The organism is Aquitalea sp. ASV11, from assembly GCF_016429185.1.
Taxonomy (GTDB): domain Bacteria; phylum Pseudomonadota; class Gammaproteobacteria; order Burkholderiales; family Chromobacteriaceae; genus Aquitalea; species Aquitalea pelogenes.
In genome coordinates, this window is record NZ_JAELUD010000003.1 from 33,864 (window position 1) to 47,949 (window position 14,086).

At 58.7% G+C, this 14,086-nt stretch carries 15 protein-coding genes and 1 tRNA gene; 4 read left to right on the forward strand and 12 right to left on the reverse strand.

The annotated features are described in order from the left end of the window. Nucleotides 1-33: 33 nt before the first annotated feature. The 6 genes from rpiA to JHD62_RS02045 form a co-directional block, all read right to left on the reverse strand. Nucleotides 34-693, reverse strand: a complete 660-nt coding sequence (gene rpiA / locus JHD62_RS02020) for a ribose-5-phosphate isomerase RpiA (protein WP_045845669.1) — start codon at nucleotides 691-693, stop codon at nucleotides 34-36. Nucleotides 694-777: 84 nt separating this feature from the next. Then, entirely contained in the window at nucleotides 778-1,257 is a 480-nt protein-coding gene (ispF, locus tag JHD62_RS02025) for a 2-C-methyl-D-erythritol 2,4-cyclodiphosphate synthase (protein WP_199101562.1), read from the reverse strand. Between the two features lie 5 nt (nucleotides 1,258-1,262). Further along, nucleotides 1,263-1,946 carry a 2-C-methyl-D-erythritol 4-phosphate cytidylyltransferase gene (gene ispD / locus JHD62_RS02030; RefSeq protein WP_199101563.1) on the reverse strand — a complete coding sequence of 228 codons (684 nt, stop codon included), beginning with the start codon at nucleotides 1,944-1,946 and terminating at the stop codon, nucleotides 1,263-1,265. After that, a complete protein-coding gene (gene dnaQ / locus JHD62_RS02035) occupies nucleotides 1,943-2,665 on the reverse strand; it encodes a DNA polymerase III subunit epsilon (protein ID WP_199101564.1) in 723 nt (240 codons plus the stop codon). The genes ispD and dnaQ overlap by 4 nt, the downstream gene beginning before the upstream one ends. Before the next feature lie 59 nt (nucleotides 2,666-2,724). Then, nucleotides 2,725-3,168, reverse strand: a complete 444-nt coding sequence (gene rnhA / locus JHD62_RS02040; protein WP_045845665.1) for a ribonuclease HI — start codon at nucleotides 3,166-3,168, stop codon at nucleotides 2,725-2,727. Nucleotides 3,169-3,210: 42 nt separating this feature from the next. Then, nucleotides 3,211-3,975 carry a class I SAM-dependent methyltransferase gene (locus tag JHD62_RS02045; RefSeq protein WP_199101565.1) on the reverse strand — a complete coding sequence of 255 codons (765 nt, stop codon included), beginning with the start codon at nucleotides 3,973-3,975 and terminating at the stop codon, nucleotides 3,211-3,213. Between the two features lie 20 nt (nucleotides 3,976-3,995). Here JHD62_RS02045 and gloB point away from each other — a divergent pair, with 20 nt between their 5' ends. Continuing rightward, on the forward strand, nucleotides 3,996-4,754 hold the full coding sequence (gene gloB, locus JHD62_RS02050) for a hydroxyacylglutathione hydrolase (RefSeq protein ID WP_199101566.1): 759 nt from the start codon (nucleotides 3,996-3,998) through the stop codon (nucleotides 4,752-4,754). A 165-nt stretch (nucleotides 4,755-4,919) separates the two neighbouring features. Beyond that, nucleotides 4,920-6,914: a LysM peptidoglycan-binding domain-containing protein gene (locus JHD62_RS02055; protein ID WP_199101567.1), complete on the forward strand. Its 1,995-nt coding sequence runs from the start codon at nucleotides 4,920-4,922 to the stop codon at nucleotides 6,912-6,914. A gap of 78 nt (nucleotides 6,915-6,992) precedes the next feature. Here JHD62_RS02055 and dtd read toward each other — a convergent pair whose 3' ends face one another. Continuing rightward, nucleotides 6,993-7,445 (reverse strand): D-aminoacyl-tRNA deacylase, encoded by a 453-nt coding sequence (dtd, locus tag JHD62_RS02060; RefSeq protein WP_199101568.1) that lies wholly within the window; start codon nucleotides 7,443-7,445, stop codon nucleotides 6,993-6,995. A 51-nt stretch (nucleotides 7,446-7,496) separates the two neighbouring features. Between dtd and JHD62_RS02065 the strand changes: the two genes are divergently transcribed. Then, the gene (locus JHD62_RS02065; RefSeq protein WP_199101569.1) at nucleotides 7,497-8,336 is read left to right on the forward strand and encodes a PhzF family phenazine biosynthesis protein; all 840 of its coding nucleotides are present in this window, start codon (nucleotides 7,497-7,499) and stop codon (nucleotides 8,334-8,336) included. Nucleotides 8,337-8,387: 51 nt separating this feature from the next. After that, complete coding sequence (gene yaaA / locus JHD62_RS02070) at nucleotides 8,388-9,161, forward strand: peroxide stress protein YaaA (protein ID WP_199101570.1); 774 nt, start codon at nucleotides 8,388-8,390, stop codon at nucleotides 9,159-9,161. Between the two features lie 11 nt (nucleotides 9,162-9,172). Here yaaA and JHD62_RS02075 read toward each other — a convergent pair whose 3' ends face one another. The 5 genes from JHD62_RS02075 to metG form a co-directional block, all read right to left on the reverse strand. Next, complete coding sequence (locus tag JHD62_RS02075) at nucleotides 9,173-10,162, reverse strand: 2-hydroxyacid dehydrogenase (RefSeq protein ID WP_199101571.1); 990 nt, start codon at nucleotides 10,160-10,162, stop codon at nucleotides 9,173-9,175. Between the two features lie 161 nt (nucleotides 10,163-10,323). Then, a tRNA-Met gene (locus JHD62_RS02080) sits at nucleotides 10,324-10,400 on the reverse strand. A gap of 397 nt (nucleotides 10,401-10,797) precedes the next feature. After that, nucleotides 10,798-11,418, reverse strand: coding sequence for a VC0807 family protein (locus JHD62_RS02085; RefSeq protein ID WP_199101572.1), 621 nt, complete (start codon nucleotides 11,416-11,418; stop codon nucleotides 10,798-10,800). Between the two features lie 141 nt (nucleotides 11,419-11,559). Continuing rightward, the gene (locus JHD62_RS02090; protein WP_045845657.1) at nucleotides 11,560-11,745 is read right to left on the reverse strand and encodes a hypothetical protein; all 186 of its coding nucleotides are present in this window, start codon (nucleotides 11,743-11,745) and stop codon (nucleotides 11,560-11,562) included. 221 nt (nucleotides 11,746-11,966) lie between these two features. After that, the gene (gene metG / locus JHD62_RS02095) at nucleotides 11,967-14,027 is read right to left on the reverse strand and encodes a methionine--tRNA ligase (RefSeq protein ID WP_199101573.1); all 2,061 of its coding nucleotides are present in this window, start codon (nucleotides 14,025-14,027) and stop codon (nucleotides 11,967-11,969) included. Nucleotides 14,028-14,086 lie beyond the last annotated feature (59 nt).

Sequence of the window (14,086 nt, forward strand, 5' to 3'; positions counted from 1 at the left end):
CGTGCAACCAGGCCCGTTGACAGGGATAAAGGCTTAGCGGATGACTTCCACGCCATCCTGACGGCCCAGCACCAGCACATCGGCACGACGGCGGGCAAACAGACCGCAAGTGACAACACCGGCAATGTGATTGATGGTTTCTTCCAGCTCTACCGGGGTATTGATGGTGAGGCCATGAACATCCAGGATCAGGTTGCCGTTATCGGTCACCACGCCCTGGCGCAGTTCCGGGTGCCCCCCCAGCGCCACCAGTTGACGGGCAACCGAGCTGCGCGCCATCGGGATGACTTCGATCGGCAGCGGGAAGGTACCCAGCTTGGTGACATACTTGGTTTCGTCGGCAATGCAGACAAACTGTTCGGCGACGCTGGCCACGATCTTTTCCCGGGTCAGGGCGGCGCCGCCACCCTTGATCATGTGCAGGTGATGGTTGATTTCATCGGCACCGTCGATATACACCTCGAGCTTTTCCACATCGTTCAGTTCGAACACCGGAATGTGCAGGGCCTTCAGGCGGGCGGTGGATGCCTCAGAACTTGAAACAGCGCCTTTGAGACGGCCCTTGATGGTAGCCAGTTCCTGGATAAACAGATTGACGGTACTACCGGTGCCCACGCCGATAATGCAGTCTTCCGGCACGAATTCCAGCGCTTTACGGGCAACGGCCAGCTTGAGTTGGTCTTGGGTCAGCATAGTATTTGCTCCATCAGGTGAGTTCGATTGCATGTCCGGTGCCGATTATCCCACAACGACAGCCATCTGTCGGTGCGAGCAGGCTCATTGCTGCGGCATCAGCAGGCAGATGGCCTGGGCTTCGATCGCCTCGGCACGACCCAGATAGCCCAGTTTTTCGTTGGTTTTGCCCTTCACATTGACTGTGTTCACGGCAATGCCCAGGTCGGCGGCAATCGTCGCACACATGGCGTCGATATAGGGCGCGAGCTTGGGACGCTGGGCAATCAGGGTGGCATCCACATTCACCACCTGCCAGCCCGCGGCACGCACGCGGGCCACTGCTTCGCGCAGCAGCACGCGGCTGTCAGCCCCTTTGAACCGCTCGTCAGTATCCGGGAAGTGACGGCCGATATCGCCCAAGGCGGCAGCGCCCAGCAGCGCATCGGTGATGGCATGCAACAGGGCGTCGGCATCGGAATGGCCCAGCAGGCCGTGTGTATGCGGAATGGTGACGCCACCCAGAATCAGCGGGCGGCCTTCCACCAGTTGGTGTACATCGTAACCTTGTCCGACTCGGAACATGGGGTTCAGTCCTTTCGTGAAGCCAGAATCGCCCGGGCCAATGCCAGGTCGCGCGGGTAAGTCACCTTGAAGTTCTGGGCATCGCCATCCACCAGGCGGGGCTTGTGGCCATAGTGCTCGATGGCCGAGGCTTCGTCAGTGACATCAGCGGCTTCGGCGGCGTGCAAGGCACTGCCAAGCAGGCCGGCGCGGAACATCTGCGGCGTTTGCGCCAGCCACAGGCCCTGACGCGGCACCGTGGCGCTGATGCGTTCTTCGGCATCTGCCCGTTTGACGGTATCGGCCACCGGGAGCGCCAGAATGCCGCCCACCGGGTCGTCGGCCAGGGTAGCAATCAGCCGCTCCACCGCCGTCACCGACAGGCAACAGCGGGCAGCATCGTGCACCAGCACCCAGTCTTGCGCATCTGCCGACATGGCTTGCAGGCCATTGCGCACGCTTTCGGCCCGGCTGGCGCCGCCAACGCGGTATACCCGCAGTTTGGGCAGATCCCAGTCAAAATCATCAAACCATTCATCTGCCGGAGAAATCACCACCGCCACTTCGCTGATGGCTGCCACCTGGCTCAATACCTGCAAGGTGTGCCACATCAGCGGGCGATTGTTCAGCTGCAAATACTGCTTGGGGCTGGGGCCGCCAAAGCGGCTGCCGGAACCGGCGGCCGGAACCAGTGCAAGATAGCGGCTCATGTGGCATCTCCGGCGGGCGGTGCTTCCAGCGTGCGCCACAGACAGCTGCCTTTTACCGCCTTGTCCAGCTCGCCCAGATAACTGGCGTGCGCGGCCAGCTCTTCCTCACTGGCCCGCTTTACCAGCAAGGGCTTGCGTTCGAACTGGATGTCACCACCCTGGCTGTTGCCGGTATCCACGTCGATGTCCATCACCAGGCTTTCCTGGCCACGGGTCATCCACAGGTAGACCTCGGACAGCAGTTCACAGTCGATCAGCGCGCCGTGCAGGGTACGGTTGGAACGGTCGATGTCAAAGCGGTCGCACAGTGCATCCAGGCTGTTCCGCTTGCCGGGGAACTGGTCGCGCGCCATGGCCAGAGTGTCGGTGACCTGTGCGGCCAGCTTGTTGATGCGCGGCAGGCCAAGGCGGTCGAATTCGGCATTGAGGAACTTCACATCAAACGGCGCGTTGTGGATGATCAGTTCGGCACCGCGCATGAAGTCGGCCAGTTGCTCGGCCACCTGGGCAAAGCGCGGTTTGCCTTCCAGCGAGGCCAGCGAGATGCCATGCACCCGCTCTGCATCCGGGTCGATATCGCGCTCTGGATGAATGTACAGGTGCAGATGCTGGCCGGTGAGCTTGCGGTTGATCATTTCCAGACCGGCAAACTCAATGATGCGGTGGCCTTGATCCGGGTCCAGGCCGGTGGTTTCGGTATCGAGAATTATCTGTCTCATGCTGCTGCTTTCAGGCCGGATGCTTGCACCCGGCCATATTCAATAAGAGGACAATGCTTTTACAGGGACTCAACGCCACGGTTGGCAAGCTGGTCGGCCCGTTCGTTGAACTCGTGACCGGCATGGCCCTTCACCCAACGCCAGTCGACATGCAGATGGCGATTGCGTTCGGCATCCAGCATTTGCCACAGGTCGGCATTCTTGACCGGTTCCTTGGCGGCGGTCTTCCAGCCACGTGCCTTCCAGCCGTGAATCCACTCGGAAATGCCTTTTTGCACATATTGCGAGTCGGTGTAGACCACCACATGACAGGGCCGGTTCAGTGCGGCAAGGCCGCGGATGACGGCCAGCAGCTCCATGCGGTTGTTGGTGGTGCCATGTTCGCCGCCAAACAGCTCCTTCTCCTTGCCCTTGAAGCGCAACAAGGCTCCCCATCCGCCCGGGCCAGGATTACCCTTGCAGGCACCATCGGTGTAAATCTCGACACAATCTTCGCTTGTCATGTTCTCGGTTCGGTTGGCTTCGTTGATGGCAACGAAGCAGGTTTATTCTTGCGGATCGCGCAACTGACTTACCGTTGGCGGCATCTCGCGGTGTGAGGGGTGACGTTCGTTGCCGCCGGCCACCACCAGGCCCTTGGCCGGTTTGGCCACCTTCCACGCCGGGGTGATCAGACGCATGCCACGCTGGCGTTTGACTGCTTCGATGCCGTACACACCAGCCGCCAGCGGCCACCATTTGTCGCCCGCACGCTCCATGAAGCCAAAGCGCTCCAGCCAGCCTTGCTGAGACAAGGGGGGGGCGTAGGCCATGAAACAGCCCGCCACCGGCTCCAGGTCAAGCAGCTTCAGCCAGTCGCGGATACGGATCAGCGGGAAAAAATTGCCACGCCACGGAATGGCCGCCCGTCCCTGAATCAGCCGGCGTACTCCCCATAAGGAAACCGGATTGAAGCCGGTCATCAGCAATCTGCCCTCAGGCACCAGCACCCGTTCCACCTCACGCAGAACCTGATGCGGCTCGGTGGTAAAATCCAGCAGATGGGGCATGACCAGTAAATCCAGGCTGCGGCTTTCAAATGGCAGTTGTTCGGAGTGGCAGATGATTTGCGCCGCCTCCCCGCCCTCTGCTGCCCGGCATTGCCAGGGAATGCGGTTGGCACTCAGGAAGTCCACCTGGGGCAGACCTATCTGCACAGCATGAAAACCGAAAATATCGGCGACCGCCCGATCGAAAAACGCCTGCTCACACTGCAGCAGGTAAAGGCCCAGTTCGGTCGTGGTCAGCCACGTGGAAAACGCTTGCATCATTGAAGGAGTCCGATCCGACCATGTTTACCGTTACCCCCGTTCGGGCATTTGCCGACAATTATATCTGGGTTTTGCAGCAGGGCACCGGTGCTCTTGCAGTGGACCCCGGTGAAGCCGCTCCACTGATTGCCCATCTGGAGCAGCGCGGACTGGCCTTGCAGGCCGTCCTGATCACCCATCATCACGCCGATCATTGCGGCGGACTGACCGAACTGTTGCAACGCTGGCCACAGGCGCAGGTATATGGCCCGGCCAGCATTGCCGGCGTCAATCAACCAGTCATGGAAGGCGCCAGCGTGCACTGGCATGAATATGCCTTTGATGTACTGGCCCTGCCTGGCCATACACTGGACCACCTGGCCTATTACGGCCACGGACAGCTGTTTTGCGGCGACACTCTGTTTGGTGCCGGTTGTGGTCGCCTGTTCGAAGGCAGCCCGGCTCAGATGCTGGCCTCACTGGACAAGCTGGCCGCCCTGCCGGACACCACCCGTTTTTATCCGGCACATGAATACACCTTGTCCAACCTCAAGTTTGCTCTGGCCGTAGAGCCAGATAATGATGAAATCCAGCTGCGACAATTGCTGGATCAAAAACAGATTGCCATGGGGCTGCCCACCCTGCCCACCGAACTGGGACTGGAAAAAACCACTAACCCCTTCATGCGCAGCCAGGTGGCGGCGGTAAGACAGCAAGCCAGCCGTCATGCCGGGAAAGCATTGGTAACCCGACTGGAAGTGTTTACGGTGTTGCGTGAATGGAAAAACACCTTCAGTTGAAATTCATTCCGGGTAGATCATTCTTGTTAAAAGGCTGCTTGCCGGAATTGATTGCTTTTCAATGACTGTTTTGCGCAAAGCTCATGAAATGATTTGTCTTTTTCGATTGACACACCCATGGGCGGTGTTTAGCATCGGCCGAGATCAGAATTCCGGGCTGGCCCAATGAAAAGAATCACCCCATTGGCACTTTCGCTGTCATTTGCATTTTCCCTCCCCTCGCTGGCGCATGCCGATTCAGGTGCATTCCGTCAGTCGGTGGGTGTCGATGAAGCACAGGCAGCCGGCCTGGACATGATGTTGCTGAACTCCAGCCTGCTGCGTAACGGCGACAATGTCTGGGAGCGCGCACGCGAAGGTTTCCAGCTGACAGAAGTCAACGCCGACATTGTCCGCAAGCAAGAACGCCTGTACAGCAGCAAGCCCGAATACTTCAAACGCATTCTGGATCGCGGCCACAAATACCTGTTCCACATCATGAATGAAGTGGAACGGCGCGGCATGCCCACCGAAATTGCTTTCCTGCCTGTGGTGGAAAGTGCTTTTGTCCCCACCGCCAATTCTCCGGTGGGCGCGGCTGGCTTGTGGCAGTTCATGCCCGCAACCGGTCGCCATTACGGCCTGGAACAAACCTGGTGGTATGACGGCCGTCGCGACATCATGGAAGCCACCCGCGCAGCGCTGGACTACCTGCAAAACCTGTATGCCCAGTTCGGCGACTGGAACCTGGCACTGGCCGCCTACAACTGGGGTGAAGGCAATCTGGCACGTGCCATTGCCCGCGCGCAGGCCGCAGGCCTTGAGCCTACCTACGAAAACATCAAGATGCCGAATGAAACCCGCAATTACGCTCCCAAGCTGATTGCGGTGCGCAACATACTCAGCCAGCCTGAGAAATACGGCATCCGCCTGGACAAATTCCCCAACAAGCCCTATTTCATTGCGGTATCCACCGGCCGTCACATGGATATCGAAGTCGCGGCCAAGATGGCAGGCATGTCGGTCGCCGAATTCAAGGAACTGAACCCGGCGTTCAATCTGCCGGTATATGCACACAAACCCGGCCGCCAGATGCTGATTCCGCTGGCCAAGGCCGACAAGTTCGATTACAACCTGTCGCACTGGGACAAACCCTTGCTCAGCTGGCAGGTTTACACCCCGACGGCGGATGAAAACGTGGCCAGCGTGGCCGAGCGCTATGGCATGAGCCCGGGTGAACTGCAAAACGTCAACAAACTCGGTTCACGCAATCTCACCGCAGGCCGCCCGCTACTGGTTGCACTGCGTGGCAAGAGCGATGGTGCCACGCCGCTTGATGGCACAGACAACAGCATTGCCGCCAGCGACAACCTGATTGCCAGCGCCAAACTGCAGCCGGTAACGACTGTAGCCGTGCAAGCCAAGCCTGTTACGGTTGCCCTGAGTACCCCGGTAATAACAAAACCGCAGCCACTGGTAGCCAGCATTCGTCCGGCAGCAGAAACCACGAGCCCTGCCATTACTGTAGCAACGGCTGACAAGAGCGTGACGCCGAGCACCTCAATTGCAGCCGCTGCCACTACAAGTGCTACTCCGGCAGTCAATACCGTCGCCACGGCATCGGCCAATGTGGCTGATGTGGCTGAGGCCCCGGCAGTAAAACCTGCCAGCAAGCCGCTGGTACTGGCCAAGGCCGAAGCCCCCAGCCTGCCTTCCGGCAATACGCCGCCGCCCAAGCCGCTGGAAGCCCGGCTCGCCAGCATCAACCCGGCAGCCACCCAGCACACCGTGGTGGGTGGCGATACCCTGTTCAACATCTCGCGTCGCTATAACGTGAGCGTGGCCGACCTCAAAGCCTATAACAACCTCAGTGACAACACCGTCAAGCTGGGCCAGGTCATCCGGGTGAAACCGAATCCGCTGGCCAGCAACACCATGCTGGCTGAAGCCGTACCCGCCCCCTCCGCGCAGGATGAGGCACTGGTCAAGGTCAGCAGTGGCACAACGGCGGCCACCGGTGCAGTTCCGGCCGAATATGTGGTGCAACGTGGTGACACCGTGTACAGCATTGCCCGTCGCTTTGGTGTGAACCATACCGACATCCAGCGCTGGAACGATGCCAACCAGCTCACCCGCCTCCAGCCGGGACAACGCGTCCGTATCGAGACCCAGGGCCTGTAATCCCTTGCAGACCATCCATGAAAAACCCGCCTTGGCGGGTTTTTTAATTTCCGTTCAGCCAGTACTGCACTCAGGCACTCATTCCGGATTCCGGCTGTCCAGCAAAATAGTCACCGGGCCGTCATTCACCAGACTCACCTGCATGTCGGCACCGAACACCCCGGTCGGGACTGCTTTACCCAGCACTTGCGCCAGGCTGGACACAAACTGTTCGAACAGCGGACGCGAGATATCTCCCCGCGCAGCACGGCTGTAGGACGGACGATTGCCCTTGCGGGTAGAGGCAAACAAGGTGAACTGACTGACCGCCAGCGCCTCTGCACCACAGTCCAGCAGGGAAAGATTCATCACCCCCTCAGCATCACTGAAAATGCGTAGCTGGCTGATCTTGCGTACCAGCCAGTCGATATCCTGCTGTGTATCCACCTCCTCCACACCCACCAGCAACAGCAAGCCGGCAGCAATCTGCCCGCAGGTTTCACCTGCCACTGTTACCTTCGCTTCACTCACCCGTTGAACAACCACCCGCATGCCCGCATCTCCTAGAATCCGACATGCCATTTTACCCGGTAGGAGCCTGTGATGAATATTCTGAAGATTGCTGCATTTTCCGATGGCGACAGCGGCGGCAATCCTGCCGGTGTAGTCATCCAGCCCAGCCTGCCCGGTGACAGCGAAATGCAAACCATTGCCACCCGGCTAGGTTTCTCCGAAACCGTATTTGCCATGCCACAGGACCAGGGCTGGCGAGTGCGCTGTTTCTCACCAGAAGCAGAGGTTCCATTTTGCGGCCATGCCACCATTGCACTGGGAGCGGCTATGGCGATGCAATATGGCAATGGGGATTTTCCCCTCCAACTGAATCAGGCCAACATCAGCGTCAGTGGCCAATACCAAGCGGGACAGCTTAGTGCCGCCCTGCAATCGCCACCGACACGCAGTACTGCGGCACCTGCAGCCTTACTGCAAGAAGCACTCGACTTGTTCGGACTAAGTGCCGACCAGCTCTGCCCAAAGCTGCCTCCTGCCCTGATCCATGCTAGAGCCGACCACCTGCTGCTCGCCTTACAAGAACGCACCACCCTATCCGCCATGCGCTACTCGCTGGAAGCAGGCCGCGACTTGATGCGCCGTGCCGGCCTGACCACCATCCTGCTGCTGTGGGCAGAGGACCAGCAACGCTTTCACAGCCGTAATGCCTTTGCTGCAGGCGGCGTTTATGAAGACCCGGCCACCGGAGCGGCCACGGCCGCCCTGGCCGGTTATCTGCGAGATATTGGCTGGGAGCATGGCGGCCATATCGAGGTGGTACAAGGTGAGGATATGGGCCAGCGCTCTTGCTTGCAGGCCACGATCCCGACTGAAATAGGCAGTTCAATTCGCGTTTCCGGCAAGGCCAGGCTCATGGCCCCCGCACGCTAATCCATCGGCTCCGTTACAATTCACCCCATTCTGCTGCAAGGACATCGCCCCATGTTGATGGTACTTTCCCCGGCCAAGACGCTGGACTACACCACACCGCCCCACACCACGCGCCATACTCAGCCCGACTTCCTGGCCGACAGCCAGCAGCTGATTCAGGTGCTGCGCGAGAAAAGCCCGGCCGACATTGCCAAGCTGATGGACATCAGCGACGCCCTGGCCACGCTGAATGTTGGCCGCTATCACGACTGGCACCCCGACTTCACTCCGGCCAACGCCAAACAGGCAGTACTGGCCTTCCTGGGGGATGTCTATGAAGGACTGGACGCGGCCAGCCTGAACGAAGATCAACTGGACTACCTGCAAAATCACCTGCGCATTCTGTCCGGCCTGTACGGCCTGTTGCGACCGCTGGACCTGATGCAGCCTTACCGCCTGGAAATGGGCACCAGACTGGCCAATCCACGCGGGACCAACCTGTATGCATTCTGGGGCGAGCGCATTACCGATGCGCTGAACACACTACTGGACGGGTCGGACAACCCTGTGCTGGTGAATCTGGCATCCGACGAATACTTCAAATCGGTCAAACCGGCCAAACTGCACGGCCGGCTGATTACGCCGGTATTCCAGGACTACAAGAACGGCCAGTACAAAATCATCAGCTTCTACGCCAAACAGGCACGTGGCTTGATGGCGCGCTGGGCGGCACTGCACAAGGTGGACATCCCGGAAGCGCTGCAGGACTTCAATCTGGCCGGTTACCATTTTGACAGCAGCGAGTCAGACACCCGGCGCTGGGTGTTCCGCCGTCAGCATGGCTGAGGCTGGCCGCCTCACACCTTGTTGTCCAGCAGCCGGCCCTGCTCGAATGCCGTGGCATTGGCCAGCGTGGTTTCGGCAATATTGTCCAGCGCCTCGCGCGTAAGGAAACCCTGATGTGCTGTCACCAGCACATTGGGGAAGGTCAGCAGGCGGGCTAACTGGTCATCCTGCAAGCCGAGTTCCGAGTGGTTTTCAAAAAACACGCCCTCTTCCATCTCGTACACATCAAGGCCCACACCAGCCAGCCGGCCATCCTTCAATGCAGAAATCAGCGCCGCTGTTTCAATCAGCCCGCCCCGACTGGTATTGATCAGCACCGCGCCGGGCTTCATGCCGGCCAGTGAGCTGGCATTGATCATGTGCTGCGTCTCTACCGTCAGTGGCAGATGCAGGCTGACCACATCGCATTCCGCCAGTAACTGCGGCAGCGTGACATATTCAAACCCCAGCTTTTCATCCAGCCCGGCTTGCGGGAATATGTCAAACGCCAACACCCGCATGCCAAAGCCCTTGGCAATGGAAATGGTTGCCTGGCCAATGCGCCCGGTACCTACCACGCCGATGGTCTTGCGATACAGATCGAAACCTACCAGCCCGTCCAGCGAGAAATCCATTTCGCGCACCCGGACATAGGATTTGTGAATACGCCGCACCACGGCCAGCAACAAGGCAAACGCGTGTTCGGCCACCGCATGGGGCGAATAGGCTGGTACGCGCGTTACGGCAATGCCGTGCTGGCGGCAGGCTGCCAGATCCACGCCATTGAAACCGGCACAGCGCAAGGTAATCAGGCGCACGCCACGCGCCGCCAGGCTGGCAATCACCTCGGCATCCAGCCGGTCATTGACAAAGGGACAGACCGCATCAACATCGTGCACCAGTTCCAGCGTGTCACGGTTGAGTCGTGGTTCGAAGTAGCTCAGTTGATGGCCGAACTGCTGATTGGCACCATCCAGGCTTTGGCGGTCGTAGTTTTTGGTATCGAAAACAGCAATGCGCATGTTGGCTCTCTGACGGCGATGGATGAGCTTTCAGTATAAGCTGTCCACCCGGGCAACTGCTGCCTGCACGGCAGGTCTGCTGGAATAACAAAAAACCCCGTAGAAACGATGTTCTATCGGGGTTTCCTGACTAGTGCCGGCTATCAGGCCGGGACTATTTTTGGTTGCGGGAGCAGGATTCGAACCTACGACCTTCGGGTTATGAGCCCGACGAGCTACCAGACTGCTCCATCCCGCGTCAGTGTTCTGTCGCTGTCTTCTGCTGTGTTACTTCAGAAGAGGAGTGCATAGTACAAGCAGGGCTTTCGTCTGTCAACAGTTTCTTAAAATTTTTTTAATATGACAGCCAGCTTATTTGTAAAACTTATTAACATTTGCCGCTTTGCATGACACACCTTCTCAACATTGCTGGCCTAAAGTTATACCTGTGTTACCGCCAATCACTTCTGCCCCAAGAGTGATTGGCAGCCCGCCGCACATCCCGTCACCGTTCTTGCGATGAACGTGCGACAGACAGGTAGCCAGTGCAGTTCGAATCGTTCTGTGCCACCTCCTCAGGTGTGCAGCACGTATTCTCCTAAGTGTTCATCACGGAAATTCAAGGCCGCCTCCCCGGGCGGCCTCTTTTTTTGCCATCAAGAAACCGAGAGGGGGCTGTTGGCCCGCAAACGGCGCCGGCCCAGCCAGGTACCGGCCAGCAGCAAGCCCATGATGCCGTAGCTGACAAAGGGCGACACAATCAGGAAACGCTCCACTGGCAACTGCCAGATCAGCAAGGCACGCAATAGCGTTTCAGCACACAATCCCCCACCCCACAGCAAGGTGAGCTGGCGAATGCCGCGCCGAAAGGCTGCTTCCTGCCAGCGCACATCAAACCTCCACTCTCCTTCGGCTGATTCACGTGCCACCGTCGCACGCGCCAGATAGAACAGCAACGGTTTGGGCAGCAACAATGAGAGCAGGAATGCCAGGCCAATCAAACCGGACAGCAAGGATTCGCGCATCAGCAATACCCTTGGACTGCCACCGAGCAAGATGGCCAGCAAGGACAGGGCAATGCCGCCCAATACCAGCAGGCTGAGCGCATCAATACGGCGAAAGCGCAGCAACTCGACCACGCTCCAGGCGATGGGCGGCAAGGAAGATGCAATCAGCCCGGCAGTTTCGCCCCATTGCGGCTGTGCCCAGCGATAGCACAGCCAGGGCAACACAACGTTGGCAAGCAGTTCGGGAAGCAGTTGGTACAGACGGGTCATGGGGAATAGGACTAAGCAAACACGCAGTCCGTCATGATACGGCAGAATCCATCAGCCATGCGCAGCCGCAAACAAAAACCCCGCCGACGGCGGGGTGCTTTGCTTGATGTCGACCCGGGTTCGTCGGGTCGGTGTGCGGGCTCAGGCGGCTGCGTGAATGAAGCCGTTGGCCGGATAGAAGGCACTGGCCAGGCCAAGTACCGACTGGAATGTCACTTCAAACATCTTGCCAACCTGGCGGATGCTGACGACGGTGTAGTGGACGATATCGCCACTGTCTTTATGCTCAAGGACGGTGTAACCCGGTTTCAATTGAGAGATTTGCATTTTTATATTTCCTTGTTTTTTTTATCATTGCGACAAAATTTTAGTTTGATCTAAAGGTTTAACACGTTATTGACAAATAAGCCAACAATATAGTTCCACATTGTTATGAGGAAAGACTCTAACAGCCCCAAATGACACATTCGTGACGGTTTTCTGGCACAACAAAGAAAAAGCCCTGCCACATCAGGGGCAGGGCTGTATGGGGGCGAAACGCCGTCCGCTTAACCGATACGCATGCCTGGTGCGGCGCCCTGATCCACATCCAGCAGGAACAGGCCGGAATTGTCATCGGCACCGGAGGCGCAGACAATCATGCCTTGTGACACGCCAAAACGCATCTTGCGCTCGGCCAGATTGGCCACCACTACCACATTGCGGCCCACCAGCTTTTCCGGTTCCTGATAAGCAGAGCGGATGCCGGAGAAGATGTTGCGCTGTTCAAAGCCCAGATCAACGGTGAACTGCAACAGCTTGTCCGAACCTTCGACAAAGTTGCAGGCCAGTACCTTGCCGATACGCAGGTCCACCTTGGCAAAGTCGTCAATCTTGATGGTGTCGGCCAGCGGCTCGTAAGCGGCAGCGGCCGGGGTGTTGCTGGTGGCTTGCATATTCTGTTTGTTTGCTTCGATCAGTTTGTCGATCAGCGCCGGGTCGATGCGCTGCATCAGGTGCTGATAGGTGTTGATGGTGTTGCCCAACAGCAGGCTGTCGGCATCGGACCAGGCCAGCGGCGCCACGCCGAGGAAGGCTTCCACGCCTTCGGCCAGCTTGGGCAGTACCGGCTTGAGGTAGATGGTGAGCAGGCGGAAGGCGTTGATCAGCACGGTGCAGACTTCCTGCAGGCGTGCATCCTGCCCTTCCTGCTTGGCCAGTTCCCACGGCTTGTTGGCATCGACATAGGCATTCACCTCGTCGGCCAGTGCCATTACATCGCGCAGTGCCTTGGCATATTCACGTGCTTCAAACGCAGCGGCCAGTTCCGGCGCAGCGACTTGCAGCTTGTGCAGGATGGCCGTATCCGCCACGCTGTCGGCCAGCTTGCCGCCAAAACGCTTGCTGATGAAACCGGCAGAGCGGCTGGCGATGTTGATGTATTTGCCTACCAGGTCGGAATTCACCCGGGCCACGAAGTCGTTCAGGTTGAGGTCGATGTCTTCGATGCGACCGTTGAGTTTGGCCGCCATGTAGTAGCGCATCCATTCCGGGTTCAGGCCGCAGTCCAGATAGCTCTTGGCCTGGATGAAGGTGCCGCGCGACTTGGACATTTTCTGTCCGTCCACGGTGAGGAAGCCGTGGGCAAACACGCCGCTAGGAGCACGCAGGCCGGAGTAATTCAGCATGGCCGGCCAGAACAGCGCGTGGAAGTACAGGATGTCCTTGCCGATGAAGTGATACATCTCGGCATCCGAGCCCGGCTTGAACCAGGCGTCAAAATCGATGCCCTTGCTGTCGCACAGGTTCTTGAAGCTGGCCATGTAGCCAATCGGTGCGTCCAGCCAGACGTAGAAGTACTTGCCCGGCGCATCCGGAATTTCAAAACCGAAATACGGGGCATCGCGGCTAATGTCCCAGTCCTGCAGGCCGCCTTCGATCCACTCGTTCATCTTGTTGAGCGATTCCGGCTGCAAGTGCGGCTGCGTGACGCCATCGGCACGCACGCTGCTGCCGCTGGTCCAGCCCTTGAGGAAGTCGGCGCATTCGCCCAAGCGGAAGAAGTAGTGCTCGGAGGTTTTCAGTACCGGCTTGGCACCGGATACCGCCGAGTACGGGTTCTTCAGTTCGGTCGGGTTGTAAGTGGCACCGCACACTTCACAGTTGTCGCCGTACTGGTCTTTGGCCGCGCACTTGGGGCATTCACCCTTGACGAACCGGTCCGGCAGGAACATCTGTTTTTCCGGGTCGAACAGCTGCTCGATGGTGCGGCTGGAAATCTTGTCGTCAGCACGCAGGGCCTTGTACACCTGCTCGGCGAATGCCTTGTTTTCCGGACTGTTGGTGCTGTAGTAGTTGTCGTGGCCAATCAGGAAGCCCTGCGAATCAGCCAGATGCAGCTCGCGTACTGCATCCACCAGCTGGGTGGGGGTGATGCCCTGCTTTTCGGCGGCCAGCATGATGGGGGCGCCGTGGGTGTCATCCGCGCACACGTAATAGCATTCGTGCCCGCGCATTTTCTGGAAACGCACCCAGACATCGGTCTGGATCTGTTCCAGCATGTGGCCCAGATGCAGCCCCGCGTTGGCGTAAGGCAGTGCACTGGTTACCAGAATCTTGCGTTTGCTCATGGTGGGTGTTCCTGATGGTAAGCGATCTCAAGCCGTCGATTATAGAACCGTATCGCCTT

Coding starts and splice junctions, on each gene's coding strand:
- gloB (WP_199101566.1), top strand. CDS start 3,996: ATGTTTACCGTTACCCCCGTTCGGGCATTTGCCGACAATTATATCTGG.
- JHD62_RS02065 (WP_199101569.1), top strand. CDS start 7,497: ATGAATATTCTGAAGATTGCTGCATTTTCCGATGGCGACAGCGGCGGC.
- yaaA (WP_199101570.1), top strand. CDS start 8,388: ATGTTGATGGTACTTTCCCCGGCCAAGACGCTGGACTACACCACACCG.
- rnhA (WP_045845665.1), bottom strand. CDS start 3,168: ATGACAAGCGAAGATTGTGTCGAGATTTACACCGATGGTGCCTGCAAG.
- JHD62_RS02045 (WP_199101565.1), bottom strand. CDS start 3,975: ATGATGCAAGCGTTTTCCACGTGGCTGACCACGACCGAACTGGGCCTT.
- JHD62_RS02085 (WP_199101572.1), bottom strand. CDS start 11,418: ATGACCCGTCTGTACCAACTGCTTCCCGAACTGCTTGCCAACGTTGTG.
- dtd (WP_199101568.1), bottom strand. CDS start 7,445: ATGCGGGTGGTTGTTCAACGGGTGAGTGAAGCGAAGGTAACAGTGGCA.
- JHD62_RS02090 (WP_045845657.1), bottom strand. CDS start 11,745: ATGCAAATCTCTCAATTGAAACCGGGTTACACCGTCCTTGAGCATAAA.
- JHD62_RS02075 (WP_199101571.1), bottom strand. CDS start 10,162: ATGCGCATTGCTGTTTTCGATACCAAAAACTACGACCGCCAAAGCCTG.
- rpiA (WP_045845669.1), bottom strand. CDS start 693: ATGCTGACCCAAGACCAACTCAAGCTGGCCGTTGCCCGTAAAGCGCTG.
- JHD62_RS02055 (WP_199101567.1), top strand. CDS start 4,920: ATGAAAAGAATCACCCCATTGGCACTTTCGCTGTCATTTGCATTTTCC.
- ispF (WP_199101562.1), bottom strand. CDS start 1,257: ATGTTCCGAGTCGGACAAGGTTACGATGTACACCAACTGGTGGAAGGC.
- dnaQ (WP_199101564.1), bottom strand. CDS start 2,665: ATGAGACAGATAATTCTCGATACCGAAACCACCGGCCTGGACCCGGAT.
- metG (WP_199101573.1), bottom strand. CDS start 14,027: ATGAGCAAACGCAAGATTCTGGTAACCAGTGCACTGCCTTACGCCAAC.
- ispD (WP_199101563.1), bottom strand. CDS start 1,946: ATGAGCCGCTATCTTGCACTGGTTCCGGCCGCCGGTTCCGGCAGCCGC.